The sequence below is a fragment of the Armatimonadia bacterium genome, assembly GCA_039679385.1.
In the GTDB taxonomy this organism is placed as follows: Bacteria; Armatimonadota; Zipacnadia; order Zipacnadales; family JABUFB01; genus JAJFTQ01.
On sequence record JBDKVB010000012.1, the window covers coordinates 1 to 18,875 of the forward strand.

The 18,875-nt window shown below is 64.6% G+C and carries 15 protein-coding genes, 6 tRNA genes and 1 other RNA gene; 4 read left to right on the forward strand and 18 right to left on the reverse strand.

Going from position 1 to position 18,875, the window contains the following annotated elements:
- Positions 1 to 55: 55 nt before the first annotated feature.
- The gene (gyrA, locus tag ABFE16_00830; protein MEN6343816.1) at positions 56 to 2,554 is read left to right on the forward strand and encodes a DNA gyrase subunit A; all 2,499 of its coding nucleotides are present in this window, start codon (positions 56 to 58) and stop codon (positions 2,552 to 2,554) included.
- A 600-nt stretch (positions 2,555 to 3,154) separates the two neighbouring features.
- Positions 3,155 to 5,410, forward strand: a complete 2,256-nt coding sequence (locus ABFE16_00835) for a vitamin B12-dependent ribonucleotide reductase (protein MEN6343817.1) — start codon at positions 3,155 to 3,157, stop codon at positions 5,408 to 5,410.
- A 155-nt stretch (positions 5,411 to 5,565) separates the two neighbouring features.
- On the opposite strand, the gene ABFE16_00840 is transcribed toward ABFE16_00835, so the two are convergent.
- The 18 genes from ABFE16_00840 to ABFE16_00925 form a co-directional block, all read right to left on the reverse strand.
- Positions 5,566 to 6,312 carry a sugar phosphate nucleotidyltransferase gene (locus tag ABFE16_00840; protein MEN6343818.1) on the reverse strand — a complete coding sequence of 249 codons (747 nt, stop codon included), beginning with the start codon at positions 6,310 to 6,312 and terminating at the stop codon, positions 5,566 to 5,568.
- Positions 6,313 to 6,358: 46 nt separating this feature from the next.
- On the reverse strand, positions 6,359 to 6,949 hold the full coding sequence (gene pdxT, locus ABFE16_00845; GenBank protein ID MEN6343819.1) for a pyridoxal 5'-phosphate synthase glutaminase subunit PdxT: 591 nt from the start codon (positions 6,947 to 6,949) through the stop codon (positions 6,359 to 6,361).
- 53 nt (positions 6,950 to 7,002) lie between these two features.
- Positions 7,003 to 8,280, reverse strand: a complete 1,278-nt coding sequence (locus ABFE16_00850; protein ID MEN6343820.1) for an FAD-dependent oxidoreductase — start codon at positions 8,278 to 8,280, stop codon at positions 7,003 to 7,005.
- A 151-nt stretch (positions 8,281 to 8,431) separates the two neighbouring features.
- Positions 8,432 to 9,367, reverse strand: coding sequence for a thiamine pyrophosphate-dependent enzyme (locus tag ABFE16_00855; GenBank protein ID MEN6343821.1), 936 nt, complete (start codon positions 9,365 to 9,367; stop codon positions 8,432 to 8,434).
- Positions 9,368 to 9,380: 13 nt separating this feature from the next.
- Positions 9,381 to 10,562, reverse strand: a complete 1,182-nt coding sequence (locus ABFE16_00860) for a transketolase C-terminal domain-containing protein (GenBank protein MEN6343822.1) — start codon at positions 10,560 to 10,562, stop codon at positions 9,381 to 9,383.
- Positions 10,563 to 10,669: 107 nt separating this feature from the next.
- Positions 10,670 to 10,984 carry a 4Fe-4S binding protein gene (locus ABFE16_00865; GenBank protein ID MEN6343823.1) on the reverse strand — a complete coding sequence of 105 codons (315 nt, stop codon included), beginning with the start codon at positions 10,982 to 10,984 and terminating at the stop codon, positions 10,670 to 10,672.
- Positions 10,981 to 11,553: a 2-oxoacid:acceptor oxidoreductase family protein gene (locus tag ABFE16_00870; GenBank protein MEN6343824.1), complete on the reverse strand. Its 573-nt coding sequence runs from the start codon at positions 11,551 to 11,553 to the stop codon at positions 10,981 to 10,983. The genes ABFE16_00865 and ABFE16_00870 overlap by 4 nt, the downstream gene beginning before the upstream one ends.
- A 519-nt stretch (positions 11,554 to 12,072) precedes the next feature.
- A complete protein-coding gene (locus tag ABFE16_00875) occupies positions 12,073 to 12,522 on the reverse strand; it encodes a hypothetical protein (protein MEN6343825.1) in 450 nt (149 codons plus the stop codon).
- A gap of 3 nt (positions 12,523 to 12,525) precedes the next feature.
- Positions 12,526 to 13,149, reverse strand: coding sequence for a recombination mediator RecR (gene recR / locus ABFE16_00880; GenBank protein MEN6343826.1), 624 nt, complete (start codon positions 13,147 to 13,149; stop codon positions 12,526 to 12,528).
- Between the two features lie 118 nt (positions 13,150 to 13,267).
- Complete coding sequence (locus tag ABFE16_00885; GenBank protein ID MEN6343827.1) at positions 13,268 to 13,597, reverse strand: YbaB/EbfC family nucleoid-associated protein; 330 nt, start codon at positions 13,595 to 13,597, stop codon at positions 13,268 to 13,270.
- Positions 13,598 to 15,514, reverse strand: coding sequence for a DNA polymerase III subunit gamma/tau (gene dnaX, locus ABFE16_00890; protein ID MEN6343828.1), 1,917 nt, complete (start codon positions 15,512 to 15,514; stop codon positions 13,598 to 13,600).
- A gap of 199 nt (positions 15,515 to 15,713) precedes the next feature.
- Positions 15,714 to 15,977: signal recognition particle sRNA large type (gene ffs / locus ABFE16_00895), an RNA gene on the reverse strand.
- A 128-nt stretch (positions 15,978 to 16,105) separates the two neighbouring features.
- Positions 16,106 to 16,195: transfer RNA gene (locus ABFE16_00900), tRNA-Ser, on the reverse strand.
- A gap of 81 nt (positions 16,196 to 16,276) precedes the next feature.
- Positions 16,277 to 16,373 (reverse strand) — tRNA-Ser (locus ABFE16_00905).
- Positions 16,374 to 16,463: 90 nt separating this feature from the next.
- Positions 16,464 to 16,540: transfer RNA gene (locus ABFE16_00910), tRNA-Arg, on the reverse strand.
- 158 nt (positions 16,541 to 16,698) lie between these two features.
- Positions 16,699 to 16,774 (reverse strand) — tRNA-Arg (locus ABFE16_00915).
- An 87-nt stretch (positions 16,775 to 16,861) separates the two neighbouring features.
- Positions 16,862 to 16,938: transfer RNA gene (locus ABFE16_00920), tRNA-Arg, on the reverse strand.
- Between the two features lie 73 nt (positions 16,939 to 17,011).
- Positions 17,012 to 17,106: transfer RNA gene (locus ABFE16_00925), tRNA-Ser, on the reverse strand.
- Positions 17,107 to 17,328: 222 nt separating this feature from the next.
- On the opposite strand from ABFE16_00925, the gene ABFE16_00930 reads away from it, so the two are divergent.
- Complete coding sequence (locus tag ABFE16_00930; GenBank protein ID MEN6343829.1) at positions 17,329 to 18,516, forward strand: Gfo/Idh/MocA family oxidoreductase; 1,188 nt, start codon at positions 17,329 to 17,331, stop codon at positions 18,514 to 18,516.
- Positions 18,517 to 18,577: 61 nt separating this feature from the next.
- Positions 18,578 to 18,875: sugar phosphate isomerase/epimerase (locus tag ABFE16_00935; protein ID MEN6343830.1), on the forward strand; the 298-nt coding region annotated here is incomplete at its 3' end.

An 18,875-nucleotide genomic window follows, 5' to 3' on the forward strand; every position in this document is an offset into this window, starting at 1 on the left:
CCAGCCGTAACGACATGGGCGCGGTGTATGGCGTCCTGATGAGTCGGGGAGCAACATGCCTGAAGAAAACGACAACCTTGCCGGAAGAATCGCGCCCATCTCCCTCGAAGAGGAGATGGCGACCTCCTATATGCAGTTCGCCATGAGCACCATCATGGCCCGAGGTCTGCCCGATGTGCGCGACGGTCTCAAGCCCTCGCAGCGCCGGGTGCTTATCGGCATGCGCGACGACAACCTGACCCCCGACCGGCCGCACTCCAAGTGCGCCGCTATCGTCGGTCAGACCATGAAGGTCTATCACCCGCACGGCGATGCCTCAATCTACGGCACGCTGGTGCACATGGGCCAGGACTTCAACACCCGTTACCCACCCATCGACCCGATGGGCAACTTCGGCTCCGTTGACGGCGACCCCGCCGGTGCTCCGCGCTACACGGAGGCCCGTCTCTCCAGTGTCGCCATGATAATGCTGGAGGACCTCGATCGCGACACGGTCGACTTCCAGCCAACCTACGACGAGCGCAACCAGGAGCCCGTGGTCCTGCCGGCGATGTTCCCCAACCTGATCTGCAACGGGTCGGCGGGAATTGTCCCGGCCTACGCGACCAACATGCCGCCGCACAACGTTTCCGAGGTCGTGGACGTGTGCATCGCCATGCTGGACGACCCGGACCTGTCCGTCGACAAGATCCTGGAGCTTATGCCGGGCCCTGACTTCCCCACCCGTGGTTTCATCCTCGGCACAAAGGGGATCCGCCGCTACTACGAGACCGGCAACGGCTCCGTCGTGATGCAGGCTCGGGCGGTCATTGAGCCCCTCGACCGAAACCGCACGGCCATCATCGTTACCGAGCTTCCCTACCAGGTCTCCAAGAGCGCTCTGCTGATCCAGATCGCCAAGCTCCACGACGACAACAAGGTCAGCGGCATCTCCGACCTGCGCGATGAAAGCGACCGCAAGGGAATGCGGGTCGTCATCGAGCTCAAGCGCGACGCCAACCCGAACGTGGTGCTGAACCAGCTCTACAAGCACACCCTGTTGCGGACCAGCTTCGGTGCGAACATGATGGCGGTCGTGCCGGTCCCGGGAAGCCAGTACGTGGTCCCGCGTCTGCTTGGCATCAGGGATCTCATCAACCACTTCCTGGCACACCGGCGCGAAGTGGTCACACGGCGGACCAGGTTCCTGCTCAAGCAGGCGGAGGATCGCGCCCACATCGTCGAGGGCTTGCTCAAGGCCCTGGACATTCTCGACGAGATCATCGCCCTGGTCCGCGCCAGTGCCAACCGCACGGAAGCGCGTCAGGGCCTGATGCAGAAGTGGGGCTTCTCCGAGAAGCAGGCCGAGTCGATCCTCTCCATGCAGTTGGGTCAACTCACCCGACTGTCACGGATTGAACTTGACCGCGAGATGGCCCAGTTGGACGAGGCCATCCGCGAGTACCACGAGATCCTCGCCTCCGAGGAGCGCAAGTCCGAAGTCATGAAGTCGGAGCTGCGCCGTGTGAAGCGTGAGTTCGGCGATGACCGCAGGACTCGGATCATCCCCGGCGAGGCCGATGAGATCCAGATGGAGGACCTCATCGCCCAGGAAGACATGACCATCACCATCACCCGCGACGGCTACATCAAACGACTGCCGGTGGACACCTATCGGCTGCAGAAGCGCGGTGGCAAGGGTGTGGTCGCACTGAGCAAGAAGGAGGAGGATGACGTGCGCGACGTCTTCGTCGCCACGACCCATCACCTCATCTTCTGCTTCACCAGCCTGGGCATGGTCTACCATGTCAAGGCCTACCAGGTGCCAATGGCGAGCCGCCAATCGCGCGGCACGCCCATCATCAACCTCGTGCCCATCGAGCAGGACGAGGCCATCACGGCCATGATCCCGATCAGCAGCTTCGACATCGGCGGGTATCTGGTCATGGTGACCGAAAGCGGGCTCATCAAGAAGACCGCGCTGTCAGAGTACAACACCGCACTCAAGAGCCGCGGTATCATCGCCATCAACCTGCGCGACGGCGACCGGCTGAAGTGGGTCATGTGGACCGACGGCAACAAGGACATCATGGTCAGCACCAGCGACGGCCTGTGCATCCGCTTCGACGAACAGGAAGTGCGGCCGATGGGTCGCAACGCCGCCGGTGTTCGTGCGATCAAGCTGCGCCAGGGCGATCGCATCGTCTCCACCGCCGCCGTCAACAAAGAGGACCCGCGCGACCTGCTCGTGGTCGGTGAGCAGGGACTGGGCAAGCGCACGCCGCTGAATGACTACCCCCGCAAGGGACGGGCGACCCAGGGCGTTATCACCCTCAAGGTGACGGATCGCACGGGCCCCGTGGTCGGCGTGCAGGTGGTCGAGGAGGAGGACGAGGTCATGTGCATCTCCTCCCAGGGCGTGCTGATCCGCGTTCCCGTGGCCGGCATCCGCCAGACAGGCCGCAATGCGCAGGGCGTCAAGGTTGTGACCCCGCGCGAGGGCGACTCGGTGACTGCGCTCGCCAAGGTCGTGCGCTACGCCGGCGAGAGCCCTGAAGATGCAGTAAGCTCCTAACCAGGCGCGCAATCGGGAGGGCTCACCGCGGTTCGAGAACGCCCGGTGAGCCCTCTTCCGTCAGTCTTGGTTCAAGGGGGAAGCTACGGCAGGGCTGCCAGTTGCGGCGAGAGGTGGAAGGCCTCCCAGGAGGCTGCCGGGGAGGCAGAAATCCTCCTGAGGCCTGTAAAGGCGCGGGAGGCATGGGCGAGCGGCGTTACCGCAATTCGGTCGCATTATAGCCATCATGTGTCCTCAGAAAAGCCTCATCGGAGCGTCTTGACGGGGGTCTGGGCGAGGACTATAGTGAAGCCCCGTGCAAGTTGAAGCCCGGAAAGTTTGACAAAGCGCCAGCCCACGGGCTGGCGTTCCTAGTCTACACGACACGCCACCACATGCACCCCACGCCGCAGCCCGCACGGGTCGCAAGGACAAGCCCGCACCTGATGTAGCTCTGCGAAGGTCCCTCGGACGGGGCGAGCCGACTTCCTGAGCCAGGGCGTTGCCGGTGCCTTTCCGCTTTACTACGAGGTTCCCGCCATTCCTCGCACGGGACCTTGGACGTCTTGACCTCCAAGGCCGTGCACTCGCAATCATTGTCATCAATCAGGAGGGTCGGCAATGGCTGTCAACACCGAAGCCACTGAGCTCGACTTGTCAGAGAACGCTCTTACTGTCCTGGAGCGTCGCTATCTGCGCCGCGATGCCCAGGGACGCCCGACAGAGACGCCGGCGGACATGTTCCTCCGTGTGGCCCAGAACATCGCCTCGGCGGATGCCAAGTATGGTGCCACAGAGGCCGAGATCGCGCAGCGGGCCCAGGCTTTCTACGAGATGATGGCTCGGGTCGAGTTCATGCCCAACAGCCCGACGCTGATGAACGCCGGCCGGGAGTTCCAGCAACTCTCCGCCTGCTTCGTGCTCCCGGTCGAGGACTCGATGGAGAGCATCTTCGAGACGGTGAAGAACACCGCGCTCATCCACAAGAGCGGCGGCGGCACCGGCTTCTCCTTCTCCCGTCTGCGGCCGAAGGACGACATCGTCAGCTCCACCAGGGGCGTCTCCAGCGGCCCGATTTCCTTCATGCAGGTCTTCGACGCCGCCACCGAGGCCATCAAGCAGGGCGGGACTCGTCGCGGCGCCAACATGGCGGTCCTGCGGGTTGACCACCCGGACATCCGCGAGTTCATCACCGTCAAGAACGACCTGTCCAAGCTCACGAACTTCAACATCTCGGTGGCGCTCACCGAGGAGTTCATGCGCAAGGTCCGCATCGACGGGACCTACGAGCTCATCAACCCGCGGCACGACGAACCCGTGGAGACTGTGCGTGCTCGCGAGGTCTTTGACCTGATCGTCGAGAGCGCCTGGAACACCGGCGAGCCCGGCATCCTGTTCCTCGACCGCATCAACGCCGAGAACCCCACGCCGAAGGTTGGCGACATCGAGAGCACCAACCCCTGCGGCGAGCAGCCACTGCTGCCCTATGAGTCCTGCAACCTGGGTTCCATCAACCTGGCCAGGATGACCAAGGGCCCGCTCATGCAGGCCGAGATCGACTGGGACAAGCTGCGCAACACTGTCCGCAATGCCGTGCGGTTCCTGGATAACGTCATCGACATGAACCGCTTCCCGCTGCCCGTCATCGAGGAGCGGACCAAGGCCAATCGCAAGATCGGCCTCGGCATCATGGGCTTCGCCGACCTGCTCATCACGATGGGCGTGGCCTACGACAGCGAGGACGCCGTCGAGGTTGCCCAAAAGCTCATGCAGTTCATCCGCACGGAGGCGCGGGCCGCTTCTGAGCAACTGGCCGAGGAGCGCGGGACCTTCCCGAACTGGGAAGAGAGCGTCTTTGCCCACACCAACGGCAAGCAGAAGCTGCGGAACGCGACCCTCACCACCGTTGCCCCGACCGGCACCATCAGCATCATCGCCGGGGCCTCCAGCGGCATCGAGCCGCTCTTCGCTGTGGCCTTCAGCCGCCACGTACTCGGCGGCGAGGAGCTCATCGAGGTCAGCCCGCTCTTCGAGCAGATCGCCAAGGAACGAGGCTTCTACAGCCCCGATCTGATCAAGGAGGTCGCGGCCAAGGGTTCCCTGCACGACGTCACCACGGTGCCGGGCGACGTGAAGCGGATCTTCGCCACCGCCCATGACGTGACGCCGGAATGGCACGTTCGCCTCCAGGCCGCCTTCCAGCTCTACACCGACAACGCGGTCAGCAAGACGGTGAACTTCGCCAACACCGCCACGCGGGAGGAAGTCGCGCAGGTCTACAACCTCGCCTACGACCTCGGCTGCAAGGGCGTTACCATCTACCGCGACGGCTGCCGTGAGGGCCAGGTGCTGACCACGGGCAAGAGCGGCCAGGCCCCTGCGGCTGCGCCCGAGCCCGTGATCACCGAGCCTCGCGACCGGCCCGACGTCATCAAGGGCACCACGCGGGCGATGAACACCGGCTGCGGAAAGATGTACATCACGATCAACGAGGACGAGAAGGGCGTGTTCGAGGTCTTCGGCAACATGGGCAAGGCCGGCGGTTGCGCGGCCAGCCAGACCGAAGCCGTCGCGCGTCTCATCTCGCTGGCGCTACGCTCCGGGATCTCAGCGTCGCACATCGTCAGGCAGCTCAAGGGCATCAGTTGCCACATGCCCGCCTGGGGCCCCGGTGGCAGCCGCATCCTCTCCTGCGCCGACGCCTTCGCCAAGGCCGTTGAGTCCTGCATCCACACCGAAGAGGCCGTGCAGCTCGCCATCGACTTCAACGGCAAGAGCTTCGGTCACCTGGGCGCCTGTCCGGAGTGTGGTGGTGCGCTGTCGCACGAGTCGGGCTGCGTCACCTGTCACGACTGCGGCTACTCGCAATGTGACTAGGCCCTGACCCCACCACGACCAATCGCGGCCGGCGGGAACTCGCTTCTCGCCGGCCGTATCGTTTCCGGCGAGCGGCGCGCCTGCCCCCAGATACGGAAAGAGACGCCTCTGCGAGAGAAGCGCCTCGGTGGTTCGACTGGACAACTGCCTGGGAGCTAATCGTTGAGGCTGATGGGAGGGACGAAGCCGGTCTTGCGGATGAGGTCGGCGGAACGCCAGAGAGTTTCCGGGGTCCCGGCGTCGGACCAATCGCAGTCCAGGACGTCATGGCGCAACTGGCCGCGGCTCAAGTACACATTCTGCACGTCGGTGATCTCGTACTGGTTGCGCTCGGACAGGGGCAGGGCCGGGAGGATGTCCCAGACCTGCTCGTCCATCATGTACACGCCGATCACCGCATAGGGGGAGGGCGGCCGCTGGGGCTTCTCGATGATCTGCTGGATGTGGCCCGCTTCGTCGAACTGCGGCACGCCGAAGCGCTCAGGGTCTGGGACCTCTTTGAGCAGAATCCGCATGCCCTGCTCTTGCTCGCGGAACTGGTCGACATAGGGCCGGATGCTGCCGTTGAGGATGTTGTCGCCCAGGATCAGGACGCACCGGTCGCGATCGACGAAGTGCTCGGCGATACGCAGGGCGTCGGCAATTCCCCGGGGTGCCGCCTGGTAGGCGTAGTAGAGATGCTCGAGGCCGAACTCGCTGCCGTCGTGGAGCAACTCGAGAAAGTCGCCGGGCTTGTTGCCGCCGGTGACGATCATGATGTCGCGGATCCCGGCGTCAACCAGCGAGTGGAGCGGATAGTACACCATGGGGAAGCGGCCCACCGGGAGCAGGTGCTTGTTGGTGACTCGCGTCATGGGACGCAGACGTGTGCCGAGGCCCCCGACGATGATCACGCCCTTCATGCGGACGCACCTCCGGAACCGGGATGAGCCCCTCCTCGGGGCAAGGTCAGGACTGGGCTTCGCGCTCCTTCACCATGTTCAGGAAGTACTCCTGCACCCGCCGGTCATCAGTGAGCTCGGGATGGAAGGCGGAAGCCAGCAGGTTCCCCTCGCGAGCCATGACGATCTTGTCGTTGAAGGTCGCCATGACGTAGGCGGGCTCCCAGACGCGGGTCACATAGGGAGCGCGGATGAAGACGCCACGCACCGAGGTATCGTTGATCTCAGCCACCTTGATGTCGGCCTCGAAGCTGTCGACCTGGCGTCCGAAGGCGTTGCGCTGCACCTCGATGTTCATGATGCCCAGGCGCCACTGGTCGCTGCCGACGATCTCCTTGGCCAGGAGGATCATGCCCGCGCAGGTGCCCCAGATGGGCCGTCCCGCCTTGTGAAGCCCGAGGATGGCGTCGCCGACGCCGAAGCGCTCGCACAGCTTGCCGATGGTAGTGCTTTCGCCACCGGGAAGGACGAGACCGTGGCAGGACTCGACCTCCGCCACCGTCTTGACCAGAGCGACCTCGCAGTCCAGCTCAGACATGGCCTGCGCGTGCTCGCCAAAATCGCCTTGAAGAGCCAGTACACCGATACGGATAGACATTGTCAGGACCTCGAAAGCGGCTGGTAGAAAGGGCGGTGCCACGCAAGCTGCCGCTAGTTGCCGCCGGTATTGTCTTCAGGGCCGCCGACGACGGCGCCCTGCTTGATAAGTTCGGAACGAAGGGCCTCCACGCACAACTCGCGCGGGAGTTTGCCCTGATTGACTGCCATCCCGGCGATGACGCCGGCGGCATGCCCGGAGGTCCAGCACACGTGGATCTCGCGGATGGGCTCCATGGCGACATGAGTGCTCGACAGGCTACGCCCGGCGCTCAGCAGGTTCGGGACGTTGCGGCTCACCAGCGAGACACGCGGGATATCGTAGGCAATGCCCTCCTTGCGGAAGTCATTGCCGCGAGCGACGCTGTCTGGATGGCGGAAGTCGAACTGCGCCACGTCCTCGTCGGTCAGCACGTAGTCGCCGCCAAGGCGCCGGGTGATGCGGACACCGGTCTGCACCGCAACGTCGATGATCCAGGCGTTCTCGTAGCCCGGCATTCGCCGCCGCAGGACCTCCAGCGCCCGCCGAGCCATGTCACGGCCTTCGATCTCCAGGGCGGTCAGGTCGGCTGGATCGAGCCCGTCACCCTGACGCACGGTGTTGTTGGCCCAGACGACGCCGAACTGCGCCTTCGGGGTCGCAACGGGGGTGAGGCCCAGAAAGCCCTGCCAGCCGCCGGTCTTCCACACATCGTTATGCACTTCGCGGGTCAGCTCAGGCTTCTCGCGACGAGCAGCCTGCCAGCGGGCCAGGTCGACGCCGCCGATGCGGAAGGGCACGCCGATCCCGTAGAGGGATTTCTCGAAGTCGGCGCCGGCAGAGGCCGCCACCTCGAGGTCGCCCGTGGTGTCGATGACCATCTTGCCGAGGAAGGCCTGTCGGCCGGCCTTGGAGACGGTCACGACGCCGGTCAGTTGCCCGTCCTGAACGACCGCGTCCGAGCACCAGCTATGCAGCAGGATGTCGGCGCCGGCCTCGCGGAGCATGTCGATAGACAGCGACTTGAGCCCCTCGATGTCGAAGCAGCAGGAGTCCTCCGCCGAGCGATAGGAGGCGAACCCGGCCTTGAAGAGCCGCTCGCGAGTCTCCATGCCGATGCCGCCGATGACCTGCCGACCCTTGTCGAAGAAGCGAGGCAGCAGGATGACCTGGCCGCCGGTGGCCAGTCCGCCCAGGTGGTTGTAGCGTTCGATGAGGAGCGTGCGAGCGCCCAATCGTGCAGCACCGATGGCGGCTGCAGTTCCGGCGGGGCCTCCGCCGCAGACGACGACGTCATACTCACCAACTACGGGGACTTCGACGGCGGGCAAGGTGATCTTGTCGGTGGACATCGATCGGCCTCCGGGCGCCTCGCTCGGGTTGGGAGTCGGCAATCTGTGCACTGACCGGTGGAATCGACAACCTCCGCGGGCCTTCGTCGAGAGACCCGCGGAGGCTGAAGTTTCGCATCAGTGCTGCGGTACAGCGGACACCGAGGTGTCCTTAGGCCTGGCCGGCTTTCTTGAGGAGCTGCTCCCACTTGCGATCCGTGTACTCCTGGATCTGCTTGCGGACCTCGGCGCCCTCTTCGCCCTTGAACAGGTGGCGGAAGCGGCCCTGCAGCTTCAGGTACTCGTCGACCGGCTTCTTTTCCTTCGGCGTGTAGTTGACCTTGTACTCGCCGTACTCGACCTCATACAGCGGCCAGATGCAGGTGTCGACCGCGAGCATGGAGATCTCCGCAGTGACAGCCGGGTCGCACGCCCAACCCAGCGGGCAGGGGGTGAGGACGTTGAGGAAGGCGGGGCCATCGACGTTGAAGGCCTTTTCGGCCTTGCCGACGAGGTCGCGCCAGCGACCGGGAATGCTCTGCGCCACGTAGGGGATCTCGTGGGCGACGAGGCACTCGGTGAGGTCTTTCTGCACCTTCGTCTTACCGGCCTGGACCTTGCCGGCCGGCGTGGTCGTGGTGTTCATGCCCAGCGGGGAAGCGCTGGAGCGCTGAACGCCGGTGTTCATGTATGCCTGGTTGTTGAGGCACACATAGACGAAGTTATGACCGCGCTCGACAGCGCCGGACAGGGACTGGAAGCCGATGTCGTAGGTGCCGCCGTCACCGGCGAAGGCCACGAACTTGTAATCGGCGTCCGCATCGATCTTGCCCTGCTTCTTCAGCGACTCGTACATCGCCTCAACGCCAGAGGCAGCCGCCGCAGCGTTCTCGAAGGCAATGTGCACCCACGGCACGTTCCAGGCGGTGTACGGGAAGATCGTTGTGGAGACTTCGAGACAGCCGGTTGCGTTTGCCACGATGACCGGCGAGTCGGTGCCCATGAGCACCTGACGTACTGCAATGGGCTCGCCGCAGCCAGGGCAGAGCCTGTGGCCACCGGTGAGACGCACCGGGCTATCGACCAGTTGCTTGAGGTTCTTTGCCACGGAGATGCCCTCCTTATTCGCGGATGCCTACAAAGCGCACAGGCTGTGCCGGCTGACCGCTGGATTTCACGTCTTCAAGTGCCTTATAGATATCGACGAGCTGCTCGGGCTGCACTTCGCGCCCGCCCAGACCGTAGATCATGTTGACGCACGGGACCTCGGCCTTGTGTGCGTACAGGGCGGAGGTGACTTCGGCGTACAGCGGACCGGCGGCGGCTCCGTAGGAAGCAGCGCGATCCAGGATAGCAACGGCCTTGCAGTTCTTGAGGGCCGCTGCGATCTCGGCGTCTGGGAAGGGGCGGAAGGACCGGAGCTTGAGCAGACCGACCTTCTTACCGGCTTCGCGCAGCTCGCTGACGGTGTCCTTGACCATGCCGGCAGTGGAACCCAGGGCGACGATGGCCAGCTCGGCATCCTCGAGGTCGACGCACTCCATCAGGCCGTATTCGCGACCGAAGACCTTGCCGAAGCGCTTGCCCTCCTCGATGATGGCTTCCTTGGCGGCGACGTAGGCCTCGATCTGGTTGCGCTTGTGCTCGAAGTAGTAGTCCCACAGGTCGAGCGGGCCGACGGTGTAGGGGTTCTTGACGTCGAGCAGGGGCCGGACGGCCTTGTACGGGCCGACCCAGTCCTTGACTGCGGCATCCTCTTCGACCTCGACGAGCTCGTAGGCGTGGCTTACGAGGAAGCCGTCGAAGCAGTTCATCGTCGGCAGGCGGACGTCTTCGCGCTCGGCGATGGCGATGGCCTGGATGCAGTTGTCATAGGCTTCCTGGGCGTTCTCGCCGTAGAGCTGGATCCAGCCACAATCGCGAGCACCCATACCGTCGGAGTGATCGCAGTGGATGTTGATGTTGCCCGAGAGAGCGCGGTTGGCCACGGACAGAACCACCGGCTGACGCAGCGAGGCGGTGATGAACAGGATCTCCCACATGAGCGCAAGACCCTGGGAGCTCGTAGCGTTCATGACCCTGCCACCGGCGACGGCGGCTGCGGTGCAGGCGCTCATGGCCGAGTGTTCGCTCTCAACGGCCACGAAGTTGGTGTCGACCTGGCCGTTAGCGTGGAACTTAGCGAAGGTCTGGACGATCTCAGTGGACGGCGTGATGGGGTAAGCCGCCACGACATCGGGGTTGATTTGCCGCATCGCTTCGGCGACGGCGTTGTTGCCTTCGAGCGGCATGACCTTTCCCATTGCATTTCCTCCTATCTGATAGCGACCCCACGGGAGCGTCTGGACAGACCTGCGGCGCGCTCAGAGCGGCCTGGAACTCAGGGCCTATCCGGCTCCCGTCTGGCGGCCTAGTTTTCGCACTCCGTGTCGACCTTCATCTCGATACACTTGGCCGGGCAAATGTTGGCGCAGATGCCGCAGCCCTTGCAATGGTCGAGGTCGTAGGGCTTGCCCTTGATCGTCTGCTCCTCGCAGATGATCGCGTCGTCGGGGCAGTAGATCCAGCACTGCAGGCAGTTGATGCACTTCTCGTTGTTGCGAACAGGGCGGAAGGTGCGCCAGCCGCCGGTCTTGTACTCTACTGCGTTGCCCGCCTGGGGGATGACTCCACCGGCGGCCATGTCTTTCCAGCCGGCATCCTTGGGGTATACGCGGTCGCTCATGCTACCTGGACCTCCTCGTAGGCGCGCTGGATGGCCTGGTAGTTGCCCTGCAGTACGGCTTCGGAGAGCTTGCTGCCGAGCTGGCCCTTAACGGCCTTCTGGGCGCCTTCCACCGTCACGACGTCGCTGACCTTGGCCAGTGCGCCGAGCATCGGCGTATTGGGGATATTCCGGCCGATGGTGTCCATGGAGATCTGCGTCGCATCGACCGTGCACAGCTTAACGTCCTTGCGGGCGAGACGGGCTCGGATGGCCTCGGGGGCTTCCGAGGTGTTGACCAGGACGATTGCGCCCTCGTTCAGGCCCTCCGTCACGTTTTCGGAACCCAGCAGAGTCGGGTCGAGGACGACGACGACGGTCGGGTGCTCGACGCCGCAGCGCAGGCGGATCGGAGCATCCGAAATCCGCACGTAGGACTTCATCGGCGCCCCACGGCGCTCGGCACCGTACTCGGGGAAGGCCTGGACCTGCCAGCCCTGCTCGGCTGCCGCGATAGCGAGAACGTAGCTCGCCGTCTTCGCACCCTGTCCACCCCTTCCGTGCCAGCGTACTTCGGTCAGTTTGGGCATGCTATTCCTCCTCTTCAATGATGAGGCACTATTCTAGGCGTTGGAAGTTAACGCGAGGTTTCCACGCCGGGGCCACTGCCACACGCTTCGCGTGAGGGTGACGCTGACTACGAAAGACTTGTGACTCTACCCCCTGGCCTGTGCGAACAGGAGGCAGATCGCCCTCCGGTCACGACAAAACGCCCGCCCTTCACAACCTCCGACTGCGCGAAGACGGCGGGCCCAGGCTGCGGACAATAGTTTGAATGATGATACACCTTTGCAGGGACCTTTTGAAGGGGTTTTTGGGCTGGCGCTTGCCCACTCTGGCTGCTGGAGGGCCAAGCGGCACCTCACCCCCCAAGCCCCCTCTCCACGCGTGGAGAGGGGGAGTCGAGCAGCAGCGAGACGGGGGTGAGGTCAAGGCCTTCGGCACCCCACTATCAGCCCCGATCTCGCGCCCTCACCAGGAAGCAGACAAACGCCCTTCTTGGCGCCCCGCTCAGGACCGCGTCGCCTCTGAACACGCGTCGGCCGAGCTCAGAAGTAGTACTCCTTGTCGAAGACCCCGCCGGGCAACCGAACCGCCAGATGGTGCTCCGACACCTCGATACGCTCCAGCTTGACGTCCATGAACAGCACTTTCGCCACCAGCGTGTGCGCCGAATCGAAGTTCAGCGCGGCGGCCGTCTCGGAGCAGGCGACCGTGCCAGCCAGCTCCGTCGGGACCACGAGCTTGATGGGGCCTGCCGGGATGGAGAAGGAGGAACCGCTATTGCGGAACGTCCCTTTACCGTCGGGCTGGAACTCCAGGACCAGCTCGCCACGCGCCTCCAACTGCCGGACCAACTCGGCATCGGAGGGCGTCCCCACAAGGTCGAACACCTCGGCCGCAGCAAGGGTTCCGCCGCCGGCCGCCCGCAGGCCGTTCAGGTGCTCCAGGAACAGGAGCGCGTGCTGCTTCATCTCTTCAGGGCCTGGAGGAGTCATCAATCACTCGTCCATGGGACGTCGTCCGCGAAGCGCCCGCGCCACCGTGACCTGATCGGCGTAGTCCAGGTCGCCGCCGACCGGAAGGCCCAGGGCGATTCGCGTTATGCTCAGGTTCAGATCGAGCGAGGAGGACAGCTCTGTCAGCAGGGCACGCACGTACTCCGCCGTCGCATCGCCCTCGACCGTCGGGCTCGTGGCAAGGATGACCTCGTGAGGACGCAGCGTCCCCACGCGCGCGAGCAAGGCGTCAAGGTGCAGGTCTTCATGCCCTATGCCGCCCAGAGGCGAAAGCACACCGCCGAGAACGTGGTACACGCCTCGGTACTCCCCGGCACGCTCCAGGGCCATGAGGTCGCTGGGGTGCTCAACCACGCACAGCACTGACCGATCGCGGCTGAGGTCGGCGCAGACCGGGCACTGCTCCCCGGCGGAGTAGTTGAAGCACTCCCGGCACTCCTGCACCTTCGGGCGCAGCTCCAGGATCGCCTCCCCAAGGGCCTCCACATCGCGCACATCCATGCGCATGAGATGGAGGGCCAGACGCTGGGCACTCTTGGGCCCCACGCCGGGGAGGCGCTCTAGCTCCTGAATCACATGTTCCAAGGGTTCAGCATAGCGAAGCATCGGTGAGAATCATCCGGCGGAATAGCTGCAGACGAAAACCCACCCGGACTGCCGGCCGCGAGAGTCGTCTCGCAAGCAGCCCCCCGGGTGGAGAACTCTGGACAGATCGGTCAGACGGTCAGAAGACGTTGGGGACATCTAGGCCAAGCGCCCCGAGGGGCGTGGCGGACATCAGCTTTTCCTTCTTGAGCTGCGTGGCCTTGGCGAAGGCGTCACGCACAGCAGCGCAGACCAGGTCCTCCAGCAACTCAATATCCTCAGGCTGGATGGCGGCCGGCGAGATCTTGACGTCCAGGACCTGCCCGGACCCGGTCACGTGCACACGGACTGCACCGCCACCGGCAGAGCCTTCGATCTCGGCTGCCTCCAGCTCTTCGAGAGCCTTGGTGAGGTTCTCGGACACCTGGGCGAACTGGTTTTCAAACATCGACTGTAGGGGGTTTCTCATCTATTCCTCATCACCCAACAACGTGCTACCCTCAAACAGAGAAAGGGCCTGTGCCACCGCAGTATCGACAGCGGAGGACTCTCTTGGTTGCGCCACCGGAGCAGGGGGCTGTGCCGTCGCACTTTCCGCAGCGGGCTGCGCGACGGGCTCTTCTGCCGGTTCCTGCGCAGTGGTGGCTTGGGACGTCGCCTCCTGAGGGGCGGGCTCGGCGGCAGGCTGCTCCTGTGGCTCCGCGCCGGCGGACGCTTCTGCAGCCTGCGTCGGTTCAGGGACGGCAGCAGGTGGTGGAGGGGTCTGGGCCGGCACCTCGCCCACTACGCACACGAGCCTCAGCTTCCGGCCAAACAGCCGGGCCAGCGCCTCCTCAATCACCTCATGATACGGCCCGGACACCTGCTTGTGGTGGAAAGCGTACTCCGGCCCGAAGGCAACCGTCAAGGTGTCGCCGTCAAGGGACACCGGCGCGGCCTCGCAGATGAAGGCGCCGACCGGCATCCGCCTCATCCGCTTCAACTCGTCCGGCATTGCGCTCCAGTTTGCGACGATGTCCTCAAAGTGCAGAGGACCGGTTGTGATGGGGTCCGCAGGAGCCACCGCAGGAGGTTCCGGCGCCGGAGTCGGGGCCACTGCGGCGGGTGTCGGCTGCGCTGCAGGCTCAGGCCCCGGGGCAGGCGACTCCGGTGGCTGTGGCGCTGCAGAGGGCTGGGCGACGGCCGCCGGCGGCTGAGAAGCCGCGTGAGCCTGCGCAGCAGCCGGACGTGCAGCAGCCGGTCTTGGAGCCCGCTGAGCCGCAGGCGCTCCGGCACGGTGTCCAGCCGCCGCCGGTGGCGTTAGCTGGCAGAGCTTGGCGAGGGTCAACTCCAGCAAGAGCGAGTGCTGGGTGCTGGCCCGCAGGTCGTTTTGTGCCTCGGCCAGGGCCCGCAGGACCTGCATGAGCCGGTCGCTGCCGATCGCCGAGGCCTGGTCACGCATTCGCATCTTGCCCTCCTCGCCCGGCAGTCGCCAGGCGGAGGGTTCGCTGCCCAGGGAGATGCGCAGCAGGTCCCGCAGGTACAAGGTCTGGTCGGCCATGAGCTGCCCGACGTCCTTGCCGGCTGCGATTACGCGGTCGACGAGGCTGAAGCTGGCCGCGACGTCCTGGTGGGCGATCAGGTCGGCCACCTCGGCCAGGGTCTCGGCCTCCGTAACGCCAAGGACCGAACTGACAATCTGCAACGTGACGGCGCCGTCGGTGTAGGCGACGACCTGATCGAAGATACTCTCGGCGTCTCGCATCCCGCCTTCGGCAGCGCGGGCAATGGCCTCCAGGGCCTCCGGCTCGAACTGGATCCCCTCGGCGTCGGCAATCCGACGGAGGGAAGTCAGCAGCCCTGCGAGCGGAATCTGGCGGAAGTCGAAGTGCTGGCAACGCGAGAGAATGGTTGCCGGCACGCGGTGTGGCTCGGTGGTCGCCAGGACGAAGAAGCTGTGTGCAGGCGGCTCCTCCAGGGTCTTGAGGAGGGCGTTGAAGGCCTCGGTGGTGAGCATGTGGACTTCGTCGAGGATGTAGACCTTGTGCCGCGCCTGGGCGGGGCTGTACTTGACCTTCTCGCGCAGTTCGCGGATCTCGTCGATCCCGCGGTTGCTGGCGGCGTCGATCTCGATGACGTCCATGGCCCGGCCGTCCTGGACCGCACGACAGAACTCGCACTCGCCACAGGGCTCGGCCGTGGGGCCGTTCACACAGTTCAGTGCTTTGGCGAGGACGCGGGCTGTGGAGGTCTTGCCGGTTCCCCGGGGGCCGGAGAACAGGTAGGCGTGGGCTACGCGACCGGAGCTGAGCGCATTCATGAGCGTGCGGCTCACGTGCTCTTGGCCGATCACGTCCTCGAAGCGTTGGGGACGGTACTTGAGGCTAAAGGACACATAGGAGGACATGCGCAGATCGCCCGTTCAACGTGCGGTAGGTGGTACGCTGTCAGTTCGCGGTCGCAGTGGCTTTGCCCTTCCGGGCAGGTTGCCAAACCTGAGGGTTTCCGGAGCCCCGACCGGCCTTCTGAATCGGGCGGGCCGAGTGGAAGTTGGGCCGCACACAGAAAGGGGCGCGGCGAAAGGCCGCGCCCCGGTAAGACAATGGTCGTGCACCCACTGTCGATAACGCCACCCAGGCGTTACCCTCGCAGCCGGCTCCGGCCAGGTTGGCCGCGGCACCGGGAGCAGATCGCCTACCGTTGCTTCCTTCCGGACCTGGCGGGGTTCGGCGAGACTCCCTTGCGCGGGACCCGACCTTCAACACCACTTACGAGGGTCAGACCCTAAACGACGAGACCTCGAGCGGGAATTCGCCCCCACTAGAGCGGATTGTGGGTACAGGGCACCGCTAGTTCCCCGGCTAGCACGACCAAAAGCGGTTGCGAAGGGTTTGGCGGAGTCGAACCTACGGCTGCTAGGCTCCGCGGTTGCCACTCGTCTGGGGGCGCGTCCTGTGGAGGACAAGACGCGCTTCCCGCGATCCTCTGGGTAGTTCAATGGCGGAGAGGGTGGGATTCGAACCCACGTGCCCCTTGCGGGACAACACGCTCTCCAGGCGTGCACCTTCGTCCGCTCGGTCACCTCTCCGCATAGGGAGGATCGCAGGAGTCACCGACGGGCTTGCAGCTCGCGGGTGGCCCCAGGGTCAACATCGGCTGTCAAAGTCGGTGGCGGAGAGGGGGGGATTCGAACCCCCGAGGGACGCGGTTAACGCCCCTACACGATTTCGAGTCGTGCGCGATCAACCGAGCTCTGCCACCTCTCCGCTCTTGTCAAGGACCCAGTGAAGGCCCTGAAGACCAAGCTGCATCCCCGCCGGGTCGGGTTCGGCCCGCCCCGTCGACGTACCGTGCTGTGGCGGCCCCGGGCCGATTCGAACGGCCGACCTTCAACTTAGGAGGTTGCTGCTCTATCCTTCTGAGCTACGGGGCCAGTCCCTCAAGCCGGACGACCGTTCTGCGGGCCCTCCCTGTCCGTCTGCGGCAGAGGCCGGGAGGCACGACTACACGGGAAAGGACCTGTCAGTAACGAATTGAGCTATGGGCTATGGCCCGGCAATGCCCATAGCGCATAGCTCAATGCAGGTGATCTGGCGCGCCGACCGCGATTTGAACGCGGGACCTTCGGCTCCGCAGGCCGACGCTCTATCCGCTGAGCTACCGGCGCGCATCTCGTGGTTCCTGCTCGAACGCGACCGAAGTCGCGTCCGGACTCCTATCCTACCTCAGGCTGTCCGATTCGGCAAGAGAGTTATGGTACGCCCGCCGCGATTTGAACGCGGGGCCTTCGGCTCCGGAGGCCGACGCTCTATCCAGCTGAGCTACGGGCGCACACTCTGACCGGTACAATCGCTGCCCGAGCCATGCCGTGGCTCGCGCTGCAGGCGGCCAACCTGTGTGGCAGTGGCGGAGAGTGTGGGATTCGAACCCACGACGGAGGCTATTACCCCCGTAGTCGCTTAGCAGGCGACCGCCTTCAACCTACTCGGCCAACTCTCCGCGGTGTGGTACTATAGCACAAGACCCAAGACGCCGCAACCTGCCACGCCCACATTTTTCGCCCCACCAAGACCTCCCTTCCCCTGTGACGAACCTTGCCACCTTCCCGGCAAACCGGCAGGAGTCCTGCGCCTGCGCGGCGAAGGGGCGTTTCTCATACACGTGGCATAGCTCAACTAAGCTCGGCTTTCCAATACCCTGTTGACAGGGAGGGATCGAGTCGTGAACGAAGTTCGAGTCGGTCTGGTGGGCTACAACTTCATGGGTCGTGCCCACAGTAATGCCTATCGGCAGGTCCCCTTCTACTTCCCCGAGGTCAAGGCGAAGCCGGTCATGAGAGTCCTCTGTGGCCGGACCAAGGACAAGCTCGAAGCCTTCGCCAAGCAGTTCCAGTGGGAGCAGACGGAGACCAAGTTCGACAAGCTCCTCGCCCGCGACGACATCGACCTCGTGGACATCACCAGCCCCAACAACCAGCACGTGGAGATGGTGATCGCCGCCGCCAAGGCCGGCAAGCACGTCTTCTGCGAGAAGCCGCTGGCCACGAGTCTCGCCGACGCCAAGAAGGCCCTCAAGGCCGTCCGTGACGCCGGTGTGCTGCACATGCTGTGCCACAACTATCGCCGAGCCCCGGCGTGCATGCAGATCAAGAAGATGATCGAGAACGGCGACCTGGGCGAGATCTACCACTGGCGAGCCCTGTACCTGCAGGACTGGCTGATGGACCCCGGCACGCCCATGATGTGGCGGGTGCAGAAGAAGATTGCCGGCTCCGGTTCCCTGGGCGACCTCATGGCCCACAGCATCGACATGGCGCTCTGGCTCCTGGGCGGCATCGACTCGGTCGCCTGTACCATGAAGACCTTCATCAAGAAGCGCCCCAAGATGGAGTCCTTCGACACCGGCCTGGGTGGCAAGGCTGCGGAGGGTGCTCCGATGGGCACCGTCGACGTCGACGACGGCGTCATCACGCTGGCCAAGTTTGGCAACGGCGCACTCGGAACCTTTGAGGCCACCCGTTTCGCCGCCGGCCGCAAGAACTACAACTGGTTCGAGATCAACGGCTCCAAGGGCAGTGTCGTGTTCAACCTCGAGACCATGAACGAGATGCTGTACTACAACGCGGGCGACCCGGCCGATCGTCTCGGCTTCCGTACGATCCAGGTCACCGACGGCTGCCATCCGATGATGGCGCATCCGAGTGGCGGCCCGCGCTACTGGCCGGTGGCGCACATCATCGGCTACGAGCACACCTTCATCAACACCGTTGCTGAGCTGATGAACAACCTGGCTGACGGGACGATGCCGTGGCCCAACTTCGAGGACGGTTGCCGCACCCAGGCAGTGCTTGAGGCCTGCGGCACCGCCGACAAGAGTGGCAAGTGGGAGAAGGTCCCGAAGGCCTTCTAGGAACAGACCCAACCGACCGCCAACTCTCGGGCACAGGCCCGAGCAAGGGAGGACCAGACACATGAAGATTGGAGCCTTTACCGTCGCCTGGAAGAGCAAGCCGCTGGAGGAGGTACTGGACTTCCTCGTCGAGGCCGGCGTCCAGGCCGTCGAACTGGGTTGTGGCAACTACCCGGGCAACGACCACTGCAACCCCTTCGAGCTGAACGAGAGCGCCGCCGGCCGCAAGGCACTGCTGAAGATGGTCGCCGACCGTGGCCTCGTCATCTCGGGCCTGAGCTGCCACGGCAACCCGCTTCATCCGGACAAGAAGATCGCCACTGCACACCACGAGGTCTGGCAGGCTACCGTCAAGCTGG

Coding starts and splice junctions, on each gene's coding strand:
- gyrA (MEN6343816.1), top strand. CDS start 56: ATGCCTGAAGAAAACGACAACCTTGCCGGAAGAATCGCGCCCATCTCC.
- ABFE16_00835 (MEN6343817.1), top strand. CDS start 3,155: ATGGCTGTCAACACCGAAGCCACTGAGCTCGACTTGTCAGAGAACGCT.
- ABFE16_00840 (MEN6343818.1), bottom strand. CDS start 6,312: ATGAAGGGCGTGATCATCGTCGGGGGCCTCGGCACACGTCTGCGTCCC.
- pdxT (MEN6343819.1), bottom strand. CDS start 6,949: ATGTCTATCCGTATCGGTGTACTGGCTCTTCAAGGCGATTTTGGCGAG.
- ABFE16_00850 (MEN6343820.1), bottom strand. CDS start 8,280: ATGTCCACCGACAAGATCACCTTGCCCGCCGTCGAAGTCCCCGTAGTT.
- ABFE16_00860 (MEN6343822.1), bottom strand. CDS start 10,562: ATGGGAAAGGTCATGCCGCTCGAAGGCAACAACGCCGTCGCCGAAGCG.
- ABFE16_00865 (MEN6343823.1), bottom strand. CDS start 10,984: ATGAGCGACCGCGTATACCCCAAGGATGCCGGCTGGAAAGACATGGCC.
- ABFE16_00870 (MEN6343824.1), bottom strand. CDS start 11,553: ATGCCCAAACTGACCGAAGTACGCTGGCACGGAAGGGGTGGACAGGGT.
- ABFE16_00875 (MEN6343825.1), bottom strand. CDS start 12,522: ATGACTCCTCCAGGCCCTGAAGAGATGAAGCAGCACGCGCTCCTGTTC.
- recR (MEN6343826.1), bottom strand. CDS start 13,149: ATGCTTCGCTATGCTGAACCCTTGGAACATGTGATTCAGGAGCTAGAG.
- ABFE16_00885 (MEN6343827.1), bottom strand. CDS start 13,597: ATGAGAAACCCCCTACAGTCGATGTTTGAAAACCAGTTCGCCCAGGTG.
- dnaX (MEN6343828.1), bottom strand. CDS start 15,514: ATGTCCTCCTATGTGTCCTTTAGCCTCAAGTACCGTCCCCAACGCTTC.